Annotated in this window: 10 protein-coding genes; 7 read left to right on the top strand and 3 right to left on the bottom strand. The window is 76.0% G+C overall.

Annotated elements, in window-relative coordinates; all coding sequences use genetic code 11:
- The first annotated feature begins 150 nt into the window (after positions 1 to 150).
- From AC07D6_RS23795 to AC07D6_RS23770, 6 genes are all read left to right on the top strand, one after another.
- Positions 151 to 1,122: an acetylxylan esterase gene (locus AC07D6_RS23795; RefSeq protein ID WP_479047421.1), complete on the top strand. Its 972-nt coding sequence runs from the start codon at positions 151 to 153 to the stop codon at positions 1,120 to 1,122.
- 206 nt (positions 1,123 to 1,328) lie between these two features.
- A complete protein-coding gene (locus AC07D6_RS23790) occupies positions 1,329 to 2,543 on the top strand; it encodes a Gfo/Idh/MocA family protein (protein WP_479047418.1) in 1,215 nt (404 codons plus the stop codon).
- Entirely contained in the window at positions 2,540 to 3,466 is a 927-nt protein-coding gene (locus AC07D6_RS23785; RefSeq protein ID WP_479047415.1) for a DUF6807 domain-containing protein, read from the top strand. Before AC07D6_RS23790 ends, AC07D6_RS23785 begins: the two co-directional genes overlap by 4 nt.
- A 393-nt stretch (positions 3,467 to 3,859) precedes the next feature.
- Positions 3,860 to 4,984, top strand: a complete 1,125-nt coding sequence (locus AC07D6_RS23780; RefSeq protein ID WP_479047412.1) for a CapA family protein — start codon at positions 3,860 to 3,862, stop codon at positions 4,982 to 4,984.
- Positions 4,985 to 5,121: 137 nt separating this feature from the next.
- Complete coding sequence (locus AC07D6_RS23775; protein WP_315880167.1) at positions 5,122 to 5,949, top strand: pentapeptide repeat-containing protein; 828 nt, start codon at positions 5,122 to 5,124, stop codon at positions 5,947 to 5,949.
- A 91-nt stretch (positions 5,950 to 6,040) separates the two neighbouring features.
- The gene (locus AC07D6_RS23770) at positions 6,041 to 6,856 is read left to right on the top strand and encodes a class I SAM-dependent methyltransferase (protein WP_315880166.1); all 816 of its coding nucleotides are present in this window, start codon (positions 6,041 to 6,043) and stop codon (positions 6,854 to 6,856) included.
- Between the two features lie 57 nt (positions 6,857 to 6,913).
- Here the strand turns inward: AC07D6_RS23770 and AC07D6_RS23765 are convergent, their stop codons facing one another.
- The 3 genes from AC07D6_RS23765 to AC07D6_RS23755 all read right to left on the bottom strand — a co-directional run bounded on the left by AC07D6_RS23765 (position 6,914) and on the right by AC07D6_RS23755 (position 12,401).
- A complete protein-coding gene (locus AC07D6_RS23765; RefSeq protein WP_479047408.1) occupies positions 6,914 to 9,814 on the bottom strand; it encodes an ATP-binding protein in 2,901 nt (966 codons plus the stop codon).
- A gap of 208 nt (positions 9,815 to 10,022) precedes the next feature.
- Complete coding sequence (locus AC07D6_RS23760) at positions 10,023 to 11,093, bottom strand: cytochrome P450 (RefSeq protein ID WP_479047405.1); 1,071 nt, start codon at positions 11,091 to 11,093, stop codon at positions 10,023 to 10,025.
- A gap of 264 nt (positions 11,094 to 11,357) precedes the next feature.
- Positions 11,358 to 12,401 carry a terpene synthase family protein gene (locus tag AC07D6_RS23755; protein ID WP_479047402.1) on the bottom strand — a complete coding sequence of 348 codons (1,044 nt, stop codon included), beginning with the start codon at positions 12,399 to 12,401 and terminating at the stop codon, positions 11,358 to 11,360.
- A 983-nt stretch (positions 12,402 to 13,384) separates the two neighbouring features.
- Between AC07D6_RS23755 and AC07D6_RS23750 the strand changes: the two genes are divergently transcribed.
- Positions 13,385 to 14,308, top strand: coding sequence for a helix-turn-helix domain-containing protein (locus AC07D6_RS23750; protein ID WP_479047399.1), 924 nt, complete (start codon positions 13,385 to 13,387; stop codon positions 14,306 to 14,308).
- Positions 14,309 to 14,383: the final 75 nt, after the last annotated feature.

The following is a 14,383-nucleotide window of genomic DNA, read 5'->3' as shown; positions in this document are numbered from 1 at the left end:
GCGGACGGGCTGAGAGCCGAGGACTGGAAGGAAACTTTCCTAACCAAGGGGTAGCAGCTCGCCCGACGGTCCCGCAAGGCCCCTGACGGAACCCCGGCCGGGGCGCGTAGGGTGCGCTCGTCCGTTTGCGATGATCAAGGAGGGTGCCCGATGGCACGTTTCGACCTTCCCCTCGACGAGCTGCGCGCCTACCGGAGTTCGTCCGTGGAGCCCGAGGACTTCGACGCGTTCTGGGCGAAGACCCTGGAGGAGGGCCGCTCCCACCCGCTCGACGCGCGCTTCGAACCGGTCGACACGGGCCTCTCCACCGTGGACGTGCACGACGTCACCTTCGCCGGCTTCGGGGGCCACCCCGTCAAGGGCTGGTTGGTCATACCCGCCGGGACCACCGAACCGGTGCCGGTGGTCGTCGAGTTCGTCGGGTACGGCGGCGGGCGCGGCCTGCCGCACACCCACCTGCTGTGGGCGTCGGCCGGGTTCGCGCACTTCGTCATGGACACCCGGGGACAGGGCAGCGGCTGGGCGGGCGGGGACACCCCCGACCCGGTGGGCAGCGCCCCCTCCGTGCCCGGCTTCATGACCCGGGGCGTCGAGGACCCCTCGACGTACTACTACCGGCGGGTGTTCACCGACGCGGTGCGCGCCGTGGAGGCCGCCCGGTCGCACCCGCTGACGGACGCGTCGCGCACGGCGGCGATCGGGACGAGCCAGGGCGGCGGGATCTCCCTGGCCGTGGCCGGGCTCGTGCCGGACCTGGCGGCGGTCGCGCCCGACGTGCCGTTCCTGTGCGACTTCCCGCGCGCGACGACGGTGACGGACCGCCACCCGTACCGGGAGATCGGCCAGTACCTCAAGACCCACCGCGGGAAGGTCGAGCGGGTGGCGCGGACGCTCGCCTACTTCGACGGGGTGCACTTCGCGGCGCGCGCGACGGCGCCGGCGCTGTTCTCCGCCGCGCTGGAGGACCTGACGTGCCCGCCGTCGACGGTGTTCGCGGCGTTCAACGCGTACGCGCACGACGACAAGGGGATCGAGGTGTACGCCTTCAACGACCACGAGGGCGGCGAGGCGTACCAGCAGGCGGCGCAGCTCCGCTGGTTGCCGGGCAGGCTCACGGCCTGACCCGCCCGGGCGACCGGACCCGCCGCCCGACCGCCGGGCACCCGCCCCCCCCGGCACCCGACCGCCGGGGGCCCCGCCGCCCGGCACCCCACCGTCCGGTGCCCCGCCGACGGCCCCGCCCCTCCCCCGGGCTTGACGGGGAGCCGCCCCGGACCTAGGTTCTCTCCGGCCGGAGAAAGCGCTTACTACATGTCTGGGGGGTGGGGGTGACGTCCCGTACGGACACCGTCCGCGTCGCCGTCGTCGGGACCGGGGCCATCGCCCGGCACAGCCATCTGCCGGCCCTCGCCGCGCTCGCGGCCGAGCAGCCGCTGGAGGTGGTGGCCGCGTGCGACGTGGACGCCGGGTCGGTCGCGGTGTTCTGCCGGGAGGGCGGCATCCCGCACGCGTACACGGACTACGACCTGATGCTGGCCGAACGCCGGCCGGACCTGGTCGTGCTGTGCACCCCGCCCCGCTTCCACCGCGACCAGACCGTCGCCGCGCTGCGCGCCGGGGCGTGGGTGTGGTGCGAGAAGCCGCCGTGCCCGTCGCTGGCCGACTTCGACGCGATGGAGGCGGCGGAGGGCGCGGGTCCCGGGCCCGGCCCGTACGCGGCGATCGTCTTCCAGCACCGGTTCGGGTCCGGCGCCCGGCACGTCGGGCGGCTGCTCGCCGAGGGCGCGCTGGGCCGGCCGCTGGTCGCCCACTGCCAGACCACCTGGTACCGCGACACCGAGTACTACGCGGTGCCCTGGCGCGGCCGCTGGGACACCGAGGGCGGCGGGACGTCCATGGGCCACGGCATCCACCAGATGGACCTGCTGCTGGACCTGCTCGGCCCGTGGGAGGAGATCCGCGCCATGGCCGGGCGGCTCGTCCACGACGTGGAGACGGAGGACGTGGCCACGGCGCTGGTCCGGTTCGCCGGCGGCGCGCTGGCCACGGTCGTCAACAGCGTGCTGAGCCCCGACGAGGTGAGCCGCGTCCGGATCGACTGCGAGCGCGCCACCGTCGAGCTGACCCACCTGTACGGGTACGGCAACGCCGACTGGCGCATCACCCCCGCCCCCGGCGTCGATCCGGCGGAGGCCGCCCGCTGGCGGGACTTCGGCCCCGACGAGCCCAGCTCCCACCTGGCGCAGTTGCGCGGCCTCCTCGCCGACCTGCGCGCCGGGCGCCGCCCCCGCAGCAGCGGCCCGGACGGCCGCAAGAGCCTCGAACTCGTCGCCGCCCTGTACAAGTCGGCGTTCACCGGGACGGCGGTACGGGCCGGGGACATCGGGCCGGGCGATCCGTTCTACGCGTCGCTGCACGGCGGCACCTCCGGCTGGGCCCCCCGATCCGCGCCCGCCGCCGAACCCGCGCCCGCCGCCACGGCGGTGCCCGTGCCCGCCCCGGCCGGCGGCACGGCGGCGGCCCACGAAGGGGCCGCGCGGTGAGCGGCACCCGGCCCCGGATCGTGCACGCGCACGGCGACCACGTGTCGGTCCTCGTCGGCGACGTCGAACTGATGCGGTACGTCTACCGGCCCGAGGCCGCCTGGGAGGCGCCGAAGCCGTACGCGCACCCGCTGCGCACCCTCGCCGGGCACACCGTCACCGGGTACCGGCCCAACGACCACCGCTGGCACAAGGGCCTGCAGATGACGGCCTCGTACCTGTCCGGGCAGAACCTGTGGGGCGGCGACACGTACGTGCCGGGCGAGGGGTACGTCGCCCTGCCGGAGCGGGTCGGGTCCATGGCGCACCGGTCGTTCGACCGGTGCGACGAGCAGGACGGCCGGGTCACCGTCGAGGAACGGCTGACCTGGCACCCGTACGGCGGGGAGCTGTGGGCCGACGAACTGCGCCGGATCGAGGTCCACGACGTGGACCCGGCGGCCGGCTGCTGGGCGCTGACCTGGTCCTCGGCGGTGACCAACCGGCGTGCCGAGCCGCTGCGGTTCGGCAGCCCCACGACGCGGGGGCGCGAGATGGCCGGGTACACCGGACTGTTCTGGCGCGGCCCCCGGGCCTTCCGGGGCGGCGCGGTCGTCGGCCCGGACGCCGAGGGCGACGCGCTGATGGGGGCGCGGGCGGAGTGGCTCGCGTACACCGGGGAGCACGACGGGGCCGACGGGCACGCCACGCTCGTCTTCGCGCACGCCCCGGAGAACGACCACACCGGCGCGGGCGGCACGCACCCGGCGCACTGGTTCGTCCGCAGCGAGCCGTTCGCGGCGGTCGCGCCGTCGTTCGCGTTCCACCGCGAGCTGGTGCTGCCGCCCGGCGAGACCCTGGCCCGCCGCTACCGGGTCCTCGTCGCGGACGGGGCCTGGGACCGGACCCGGATCACCGCGCGCCTGGCGGCCCTGGCCTGGTGACGGAGCCCGCCGCCCGGGCGGCGGGAGGCCGGTCCGGGAAGCGGAGCGGAGGGGCCCCGGTGCCCGCGGCCCGGCGCGGGCACCCGCCGGGCGCGGCGAACGCGGACCGGCCGTCCGGTGGAAGGGCCCGTCACGACCCGCGCCCACCGCAAGGTCCACGCCGGTCGCCCCCGTGCGGCGGCGGCACCTGACGGAGCCGCGGCCGGACGGCTCCCGGTCCGGCCGCGGGGCCGCCCCGCCGGTGGCCTCCGCCCCGGGCGGCGGGTCCGGCGCCGCCCGGGGAGCCGGAGGCGTCCGCGGCGGCGGCCTCCGCGCCGCGGCCCCGCCGCGCGCGATCGTGGCGGCGGCCGCTCACCCGCCCGGTCGCCGGGGCTGCCGGTCTACGGTGGAGGCATGCGCGGGGAACCGGCGGTGACCCTCTTCCTCTGCGGCGACGTGATGCTCGGGCGCGGGGTCGACCAGATCCTGCCCCGCCCCGGCGACCCCACCCTGTGGGAGGAGTACGTCGGCGACGCCCGCGCGTACGTGGCGCTCGCCGAGGCCGCGCACGGCCCCGTGCCGCGCCCCGCCGCCCCGTCCTGGCCGTGGGGCGTGGCGCTGCCGCTGCTCGACGAGGCGGCGCCGCAGGTGCGCGTGGTGAACCTGGAGACGGCCGTCACCCGCCGGGGCGCCCCGGAGCCGGGCAAGGCGGTGCACTACCGGATGGCGCCCGAGAACCTTCCGTCGCTGGCCGCCGCCCGGCCCGACGTCTGCGTGCTCGCCAACAACCACGTCCTGGACTTCGGCCGGCGGGGGCTGCTGGACACCCTCGACGCGCTGGCCGCGGCGGGGCTGCGGACGGCGGGCGCAGGCCGGGACCTCGCGGAGGCGCGCCGCCCCGCCGCCGTCCCCGTGCCCGGCGGGCGACGGGTGCTGGTGTTCGCGTGCGGGATGCCGTCGAGCGGCGTCCCCGAGGAGTGGGCGGCCTCGCCCGGCCGGCCCGGGGTGGACCTCGTGCCCGCCGCGACCGGGGCCGCCGCCGGGGACGTCGTACGCCGGGTGCGGGAGGCCCGGCGGCCCGGCGACCTCGTGGTGGTCTCCGTGCACTGGGGCTCCAACTGGGGGTACGGGGTGCCGGACGGCCAGGTGCGGTTCGCGCACGCGTTGGTCGACGGCGGGGTGGACGTGGTGCACGGCCACTCCTCGCACCACCCGCGCCCGCTGGAGGTGTACCGGGGCAAGCTGGTCCTGTACGGCTGCGGCGACCTCGTCGACGACTACGAGGGCATCACCGGCTACGAGGAGTACCGCGACGACCTGCGCCTGCTGTACTTCGCGGCGCTGGAGCCGGACACGGGCCGGCTGGCCTCGCTGCGGATGGCTCCCGTACGGGCGCGGCAACTGCGCCTGGAGCACGCGTCGGACGCCGAACGCGACTGGCTGCGGGCCACCCTGGACCGGGTGAGCCGCGGTTTCGGGGTGCGCGTGGTGGCCGGGCCCCGGGAGCGGGGCGGGTCGCTGCGGGCGGTGCCGGTCTGACCGGCCGCCCGGGCCCGCGCGACCCGCGCCGCCCCCGCGGGGAGCGGGCGGGGGCCCGGTCCCCCGGGAGGGGACAATGGGCACGTCCGTACGCCTCGCCGGGCACCGCCCGCACCGCCCGTAGGAGACCGCCCGCCGTGTCCGCCCGCACCCCGCACACCGACCGAACCGACCTGCGGGCCGACTGCGCCAGCTGCTTCGGGCTCTGCTGTGTGGCACTGCCCTTCGCCAGGTCCGCCGACTTCGCCGCCGACAAGCCCGCCGGAACGCCCTGCGGAAACCTCGGCGACGGCTTCCGCTGCGGCATCCACGCGCGGCTGCGCGACAGCGGCTACCCGGGCTGCACGGTCTTCGACTGCTTCGGCGCCGGCCAGAAGGTGTCCCGGGTGACGTTCGGCGGCCGCGACTGGCGGGCCGAGCCGGACTCGGCGCGCACGATGTTCGCGGTGTTCCCCGTCATGCGGCAGCTGCACGAACTGCTGCGGTACGCGGCGGAGGCGCTGGACCTCGCGGCGGCGCGGCCCGTGCACCGGGAGCTTCGCCGCCGCCACGACGAGATCGACGCCCTGACCCGCGGCGGCGCGGAGGCCCTGCTGGCCCTGGACGTGCCGGCGCTGCGGGCGGAGGTGAACGTCCTGCTGCTGCGCGCCAGCGAGCTGGCCAGGGCCGGTGTGCCGGGGCGCCGCAAGGACCGCCGGGGCGCCGATCTGATGGGGGCGCGGCTGCGCGGCGCGAAGCTGCGGGGCGCCAGTCTGCGCGGCGCCTGCCTGATCGCCGCCGACCTGGCGGGGGCCGACCTGCGCGAGGCCGACCTGATCGGCGCGGACCTGCGGGACGCCGACCTGTCCGGCGCCGACCTGACGGGGGCGCTGTTCCTGACGCAGCCGCAGCTGACCGCCGCGCGGGGCGACGGCGCGACGAGGATCCCCGCCGCGCTGCGGCGCCCGGGGCACTGGGCGGCGTAGCACGGCGTGTCCCGGCCGTCCCGCGCGCCGCGCGGTGCACCGTGGACCGGGCAGATGTCCGGCACGCGGAAGACACATCCAGGAGGGCGCCATGCCGCGGAGCGGATCGGCTCGACCGTGGACGGACCGGTCCAGGCCGTCGTACAAGGCGCGGTACGCGCTGCGGCACCCGGAGCGGATCGTCCCGTACGTGCGGCGGGCGGGCCGCGACCTGTGGCTGCGGCTGCGCAGCGGCGGCGACCACGTGGCGTACTACCGGGCGGTGATGGCGAGCGACACGGCGCGCAGCCCGGAGGCGGCGGTGGGCGGCGGGCCGTCGCGGGAGCGGTGGCTGGCCGTCGGCCGGATGCAGTTCGACTACCTGGTGGAGCACGGGCTGCGCCCGCAGGACCGGATGCTGGAGATCGGGTGCGGCAACCTGCGGGCGGGGTGGCGGTTCATCGAGCACCTGGAGCCGGGGCACTACTACGGGATCGACATCTCGCCGGACATCCTGATCGAGGCGAAGAAGACGCTGGTGCGGTACGGGCTACAGGACCGGATGCCGTACCTGACGCCGGTGGACGACCTGCGGCTGGACTTCCTGCCGGACGGCTGGTTCACGGTGGTGCACGCGCACAGCGTGTTCTCGCACTCGCCGCTGGAGGTGATCGACGAGTGCCTGGCGCACGTGGGGCGGGTGCTGGCGCCGGGCGGGTTCTTCGACTTCACCTTCGACCGCACGGAGGGGGCCGAACACCAGGTGCTGCGGGAGGACTTCTACTACCGGACCGAGACGCTGGTGCGGCTGGCGCGGAGGCACGGTCTGGAGGCGCGGTTCATGGAGGACTGGGAGCGGCTGCCGCACGGCCAGTCGAAGCTCCGGGTCACCCATCCGCAGCCGGACGCCGACCGGGCGGTCCGCTGAACCACCACCCCTCCGGCGTGCCCCGGCCGGGGCCTGGGCGCCGCCCGGCGGACGGGGTCACAGGCCGATGCAGCGGCGCAGGCCGGGCCTGTCGGTGCCGAGCTTGGTGAACACCGCCGACAGCAGCTCCGACACGGTCCGCTCGTCGCTGTCGAGACGGTCGGCGATGGCCGCGTTGTCGAGGCCCTCCGCGGCGAGCAGGGAGACCGCCTCCTCCCGGGTGGTGAGGGTGTCCCGCTCGACGGGCAGCGGGCGCCGGGGCCGCAGGCCGGCGGCGGCGAGCTGGTCGCGGGCCCGGGTGACGAGGGTGTCCGCACCGCAGGCGGCGGCGGTCTCCATACCGCGGTAGAGGCGCTGCGCGGCCTGGTCGAGGTCGCCGACGGAGCGCAGCGCCGTGCCGTGGTCGACCAGCGCGTGCGCCAGCTCGTACGCGGAGGGCGACTGCTCCAGGTGATCGACGGCCTCGGCGAGCAGCGGGATCGCGCGGGCCGGCTCGGAGACCGCCGCGGCGACCCGCAGGGCCTGGCCGATCGCGCTGGCGGTGCCGAACCCGCGGGCCCGGGCGACGGCCTCGTCGGCGTGGCGCCGCGCCTCCTCGGGCCGGTGGCCGGCCAGGGCCAGGGCGAGGTCCAGCTGCCAGGGGCTCCAGGCCGGGTTGCGCGTGCCGCGCTGCTCGAGCCGGTCGCCGGCCGCCGTCAACTGCTGGACCGCCTCGTCGATCCTGCCGCAGGCCAGCAGGAGCTTGCCGCGGACGGCCTGCGGGTCGGGGTAGATGACGGTCTTGGGGAGGTCCTCGCCGAACCGGTAGCCGTCGGCGATCCGCTGGGCCGCGTCGATGCGGCCCCGGGCGAGGAGCGTCTCGACGAGGGTGCCGATCGCGTACAGCTGGGCGGGGACGCCGCGGCCGACGCGGTCGGCGATCTGCAGTCCGCTGCGCACGAAGTCCTCGGCCTCCGCGAGCCGTCCGCGCCGGTAGCGGATGTAGCCGAGGAGCGTGTACGCGAAGGAGAGGTGGGCGCCGCGCCAGCCCTTCGCCTCGAACTCCGCGATGTCGTCGTGGAACAGCTCCTCGGCCCGGCCGGGCTGGTCGCAGTACACCAGCGTGAGCGCGACGACGGCCGGCACCTCGAAGCCGAAGTCCTGGTCGGTCCAGCTCATCCCGCCGCGCAGGGCCCGGTCGGCGTAGTGGAGGGACTGGGCGACGGGCTCGCCGCGCAGGACGACGTCCCAGGCGCGCAGGCCGAGGATGTGCCGTTCCGCGAGGTCGCGGCCGGTGAGGCGTCTGGCGAGCTGGGACAGTAGACGGGAGCGGCCGTGCGAGTCGTGCTCGGCGGCGTTGACCGCGTTCCACTTGAACTGCTCGGCCTGCATGCGCAGGCGCGTGCGGGCGCTGGTGGTGCGGTGGGCCTCCTCGGTGAGGAGGCCGGTGGCCTGGTCCATCTGGCCGGTGTGGACGAGGGCCTGGGCGAGCCGGTACGTGACGACCTCGCGCAGGTCCTGCCCGATCTTGGGTTCCTCCAGGGCGGCGCGCAGCTGGTTGACGGTGGTGGCGGGCTCGTGCGGCAGGTTGGCGGAGCCGAGTTCGAACAGGACCTGCGCGCGGTCCTCGATGTCCGGGGGTTCGCGCAGGGCGCGGGCGAGGTAGCGGCGGGCCGCGTCGGGCGCGCCCGCGGAGAAGCTGTCGCGGGCCGCGCGGCGGAGCTGCTGGACGACCCAGGGGTCGCCCTCCGGGTGCATCTCGAGCATGTGGCGGGCGGCGGCCGCGGCGCCGTGCCCCTCGTCGACGAGGGCCTGGGCGGCCACGCCGTGCATGCCGACGCGTACGCCGTGCGGTATCGACCGGTACACGGCGGTGGCGATCAGCGGGTGGTAGAACTCGACGACCCGCTCGCGCTTCAGGTTGGGCAGGACCGTCAGGATGCGGGCCGTGTCCAGCAGGTCGACGGCGTCGTCGAGTTGGGCGTCGCCGAGCGCGGCGACGGTCCCGACGATGCCGGCGGGGACGCCGCTGCCGACGACCGCGGCGGCCCAGGCGAGGCGGACGGCGGAGGGGCCGAGCTGTTCGAGGCGTTCTATGAGGCCGTTGCCCTTGACGGCGGAGGCGAGGTCGCGGAGTTGCGGGATGTTCTCCTCGCGCGGGACGAGGCCGCGGGCGTTGCCCTTCGCGGTGAGCTCGACGACCTCGAAGGGGTTGCCGCCGGTGATGGCCCAGCATTCGCGGCAGAACAGTTCGTCGGCGTGTTCCCCGAGGGTGGCGCGGACGATGCGGCTCACGGCGGCGGCGGTGAGCGGGGCCAGTTCGTGGGCGCGGGAGCGGTTGCGCGCGACGAGGTTGTGCAGGGGGAGGGCGTCGGACGGGAGTTCGTCGGGGCGGCAGGCGACGGCGATCAGTATGCCGAGCTCCCCGGCGCGGGCGGCGAAGGCGATGAGCCAGGCGAGGGACTCGGAGTCGACCCAGTGGACGTCGTCGACGGTGAGGACGACGGGGCCGCTGCGTACGGAGAGGTTGGTGACGACCCAGTCCAGTCCGTCGCGGACGCCCTGCGGGTCGGGGTTGGCGTCGGGCTTGGGTGCGGACAGCCCCGTGGCCGGCGCCACGATGTCGTACCAGTCTCCGAGGATCTCGCGGCGTTCGTCCTCCGGCATGGCGGCGAAGGCGGGCTGGACGAGCTGGCGCATCACGTGGAACGGGACCTGGCGCTCCTGCTCGCCGCCGCGTGCGGAGAGCACGGTGCAGCCGCGGGCGGCGGCGGACCGGCGGAGGCGGGTGAGGAGCGTGGTCTTGCCCAGGCCCGCCGGTCCGGCGAACCCGATCACCCCGCCCTGCCGGGACGGGCGCCCGCCCTCGGAGGGCGTGCCGCACAGGTCGTCGAGCGCGCGCTCGATGGTGAGGAGCTCGGACTCCCGTTCCAGCAGCGGGGTCGCGTCGCTTCCCCGCCGCCCTCCGGCCGTTGTCATGACTTGCCCCCTCCAGCACGTGCGGCCGAGTGTAGGCGCAAGGGCACGGGAAGTTGCCGTGGATCACCATTCTTCCCGGAACACCGCCATTCGTACGGGGGTGGCGCTGTATCCTTCGCTGGCGTGTTCGCCCGGGCGGCGGTTCAGCGGCGCGGCACGGGGATCATGGGCAGCGCGTCGGGCAGCGGGATGCCGGCGGGGACCTCCTTCACGGTGGTGCCGGGGCGTGTGCCAGGCGCCGCCGCCGGGCCACGCTCGCCACGGCGGAGAGGATCTCCGCGACGGCGAAGGCGTCCCCGATGCACGTGTGCCGGCCCGCGCCGAACGGGATGGAGCTGCCCGGGCGCGGCGGCATCCGGGACGGGTCGGCGTCGTTCCACCGTTCCGTGTCGAAGGCCGTGGGGTTCGGGAAGAGGTCCGGGTCGCGGTGGAGCGCGTAGGGGCTGTGGGCCGGTTCGGTGCCGGCGGGGATGTCGACGCCGCCCGGGGTGACCGGGGTGGGGGGCCGCCGGGTGAACAGCAGGGGCGAGTGCAGCCGCAGGGACTCCTCGAAGACGCTCTTGGCGTACGTGAGCGAGGCGAGGTCGCCGGGGCGTACGGGGCGGTCGCCGACGACCGTGTCGACCTCGGCGTGGAGGCGCTCCTCCACGTCCGGGTGGCGGGCGAGTTCGTGGAAGATCCAGGAGAGGGTGGTGGAGGCCGTCTCCGTGCCGCCGAACAGGAGGGTGACGAGTTCGTCGCGGACCTGTTCGGCGCTCATCGTGCCGCCGGTCTCCGGGTCGGTGCCGGTCAGCAGCAGCGGGACGAGGTCGTCGTGGCCGCGGTCCCCGGGGCCGCACCCGGCGACGACCTCGTCGACGATGGCGCGCAGGCGGGTGGCGGCGCCCTTGAAGCGCCGGTTCAGGGGGACGGGCAGGTGGTCGAACGCCTTGGGCATGACGGTGCGGACGAGCGTGCCCTCCAGGACGATCGGGAAGGACCGGTGGACCTCCCGGACGGCGGGCCGGTCCACGTCGCCGGAGAAGATCATCCCGGCGACGGCGGAGAGGGCGGACCGGCGCATCTCCCGGTCCACGCGGACCTCCCGGCCGGGGGTCCAGGAGGCGGCCGTGGCGTCCGCCTCGCGGCACATCAGCTCGGCGTACCGGGAGAGGCGGTCGCGCCGGAAGGCCGGTTGCAGGAGCCGGCGCCGCCTTCGGTGGAGCGCCCCGTCGGTGGTGGCGGTGCCGTTGCCGAAGAGGGGGCGCAGCTTCTCGAAGATCCTGCCGCGCCCGAACACATGGGCCTCGCCGTCGAGGACGGTGTGGATGAGGTCCGGGTCGGTCAGGACGTCAGGGGCCAGCCGCCGAGGTCGATACGGACGACGTGGACGACGCGGACGACGCCGCGGAGCGACTCGAGGAACGCGATCGGTCCCCGCGACGTCGGAGGGCGTGGCCGACGACGGGCAGCCGGCCGGGCGCCACGGGCGCGCCGCCGGCCGCGCGCGGGCGGCCGGGTAACGCCGCGCGGCCGGTGGGCGTACGGGTCGTGGGACGCCGTCTCATCCCACGGTGACCAGGTCCGGGCGCGTGTACGCGGCTTCGCGCCCCGCGGCGAACCGCTCGTCGCGGTACCGCGTGCAGTCGTGGCGCTGCCAGAGGTCGGCGCCGATCATCCAGTCTTCGTAGCTGCGGACGCGGTGTTCCACGGCGGCGCGGGCGACGGGGTCGGTGACGCCGAGGGCGTCCAGGGCGCGGGGCAGGTCGCGGGCGGCGGCGAGGAAGTCCTCGACGCGGGCGCGGATGCGCTCCTCGACGGCCCGTACGGCCTCGGGCAGGGTGAGGCCGTGCCCGTCGGCGAGGAGGACGGCGAGATTGTTGGTGTCGCCGCAGGAGTACTCCTTGGGGAGCGAGAAGACGTCGTTGCCCCAGGAGATGACGTCGATGGCGCTCCAAGCGAGCTCCGTGAGGGCGGGGCTCGCGTCGACCTCGTCGGGGACCTCGATGCCCTGGGCGGCCTCCACCATGTCCATCATGGGCAGGAGTTGGGAGCTGTGGCGGCGGGTCAGGACGTAGTCCTCGACGGCGGGGCGGTGTCCGGGGCGCCGGTTGGCGGCTTCCTCGTCGAGGGAGCGCAGCATGCGCGGGACGTGGCGGCGGTAACGGCCCTGGAGCAAGGGGGGCATTCCGGCCAGAACGCGGTCGCACAGTTCGGCGAAGGAGGACACCAGCGGGTTGTCGCGGGCGGGTTCCGGCGCGTCGGCCGGCCCGCCGCCGACGTGGCGCGCGATGGCGTCGGAGAGGGGCTTCCAGTCGTCGAGGCGGCCGGACCTGATGAGGTGGTCGTGCTGGTCGTCAAGGACGAACGACCAGGCCATCCACTCGGCCAGCAGGACCAGTTCCCCGGAGGAGGCGCCGCGGCTGACGCGGGCGGCGAGGTGGCCGAAGCCGATGCCCGCGAACTGCTCGGCCGCTTCCGCCTCGACCAGGCCCCGGTCGACGGCCCAGGCGGTCGCCTCGGCGTTGGCGCGGTCACCCCCCGGTTCCTTGGAGCCCTCGAAGGGGAGGTGGAACTCCGGGACGGTGAAAGGGTCGAGATGGGGCATTGATCTCCCTCCGGAGAAGATCCCGGTCCGCATTTCCCCGTCCACCCGCTCCCGGCGGACACCGGATTCGAGCCTGCGACCGGGGGCCGCCTCGCCGTGACGTACCGTGCTCACTCCGGCTGCAGGGCGGCCCGTTTCCCGAGCGGGCGGGAACGACGAGCCGCACTTTGAAGCCATTCGCGCCCATTAACCCGTACGGTGATCGGCACTGTCAACACGATCCGGTTCGTACGCCCCGGCCCTCCGCCCATGCCGGTGGGGCGTTCGGGAAGGCGTGCGCGGCGGCTGCGGTTCGCCCGGTTCGGTGGTGGTTTCGGGGCCCGGGGCCGGGCGGCACCCGGGCGGTGCGCCCGTACGCCCGCGGGCCCGGCCGATCGACTCCCGGCGGCCACGACGCGGGCGGCGAGGACCGGGTACCGCCACCGCGCGTCCACCTGACGGACCTCGACCCGCGCCTTCAGGACAAGAGCCGGTCGCAGAGGTGACCTGTAACTGTCGGGCCGGGGCCCGTCCCCCGGCGCTCCCGTCCGCGTTCCCCTCCCCGCGGAACGAGAGGAGGGGGGCGCGTGTCCCCTGTCCCCCGCCCGTCGCGGCGCACCGCCCGCCCCGCGCGCCATCACCGCCACCGCGGTCGTCGCGGTCGTCTCGGGCGCTGCGGTCGTCGCGGGCGTGCGGTCCGGCACCGGTGCTGTCCACCGACGACGGCGGCACCGGGGCGGCGGGGCCGCGCCCTCCCGCGTCCGCTGCGGCGACGCGTATGTCAACGCCCCCTGGCCGGCCGGTGCTTCCGCGGGACGCACGGCGGCGCTCCGGGCGGCGGCCGGCCCGTACGGCGCCGGCAGCACCGGCGTGCCGGGCCGCCGCCGGGGCCCGGGCCCGGGACGCGGCCGGTGTGGGCGGCGGTTCGCCTCCGCTCCCCCGCGGTACCGGCGCGCCCGCGCGCCCCGGTACCGTGGGGCTCCCCGCCGAGGGAGGTGAAAGGGGTGTCCACCGACGGGACGTGGAGCATCGGGGAGCTCGCCGAGCGCGCGGGCGCCACCGTGAAGGCCGTGCGGTTCTACTCGGACCTGGGGCTGCTGCCGGAGACCTCGCGCAGCGCCGGCGGCCACCGCCGGTACGGCCCGGAGGCGCTCGACCGGCTGCGGCTGATCCGGTCGCTGCGCGGCCTCGACCTCCCCGTCGCGGAGGTCGGCCGGGTCCTGGACCGGGAGGACGCCCTGGAGGACGTCATCGCGGGCCAGTTGCGCGAACTGGGCTCCCGGATGGTGGCGCTGCGCTGGCGGGAGGCCGCCCTGCGGCTGCTGCGGGACTGTCCGGCAAAGGAGCGCGCCGACCGGTTGCGGCTGATCGGGACGCTGGACGCACCGCCCAGTACGGCTCCGGTGGCGCGCTTCCTGCGGCGGGTGCTGCCGCCGCGGCTGCCGGCCCGGCTGCTCTCGTCGATCACCGACTCGGCGGTGCCGCCGCCGCCCGAGGACCCGACTCCCGCGCAGGTCCTGGCCTTCGCCCGGCTGAACGCCCTGGCGACGGACGCCACCGGCGCGGTCAGCGTGTGCCGGCCGGTCGCGAGCACCCCGGGCGGGACGTGCCGTCCGGCGGTGCTGTACGACGGGCTCGTCGAGGCGTTCGCGCTGGCGGCGCCCGACGTGCGGGCACGGCGCGGACCCTCCGAAGGGGAGGCGCTCGACTGCTTCGTGGCCGCCCACGCCGCGATGCGCGACACCCGCGACACCCCGGAGTTCCGGCGGCGGCTGAGCCGTTTCCTCGACGAGGTCGCCCACCCCCACATCGACCGCTTCTGGCAGCTCACCGCCGAGGCGACCGCCTCCCCGGAGCCGACGTTCGGCGCCGTGGACGACTGGCTGCGCGCCGCGCTGGCCCGGCAGGTCGCCGAAGCGGACCGCTGACGCACCGGCACCGCGGGCCGACCGCAAGCCGCTTTCCGGCCACGGGGGAACGGCCGGGCACCGGGGTGCCGAACG

Source organism: Streptomyces sp. NPDC045287, from assembly GCF_056432325.1.
This window is presented reverse-complemented; position numbering and strand designations above follow the sequence as displayed.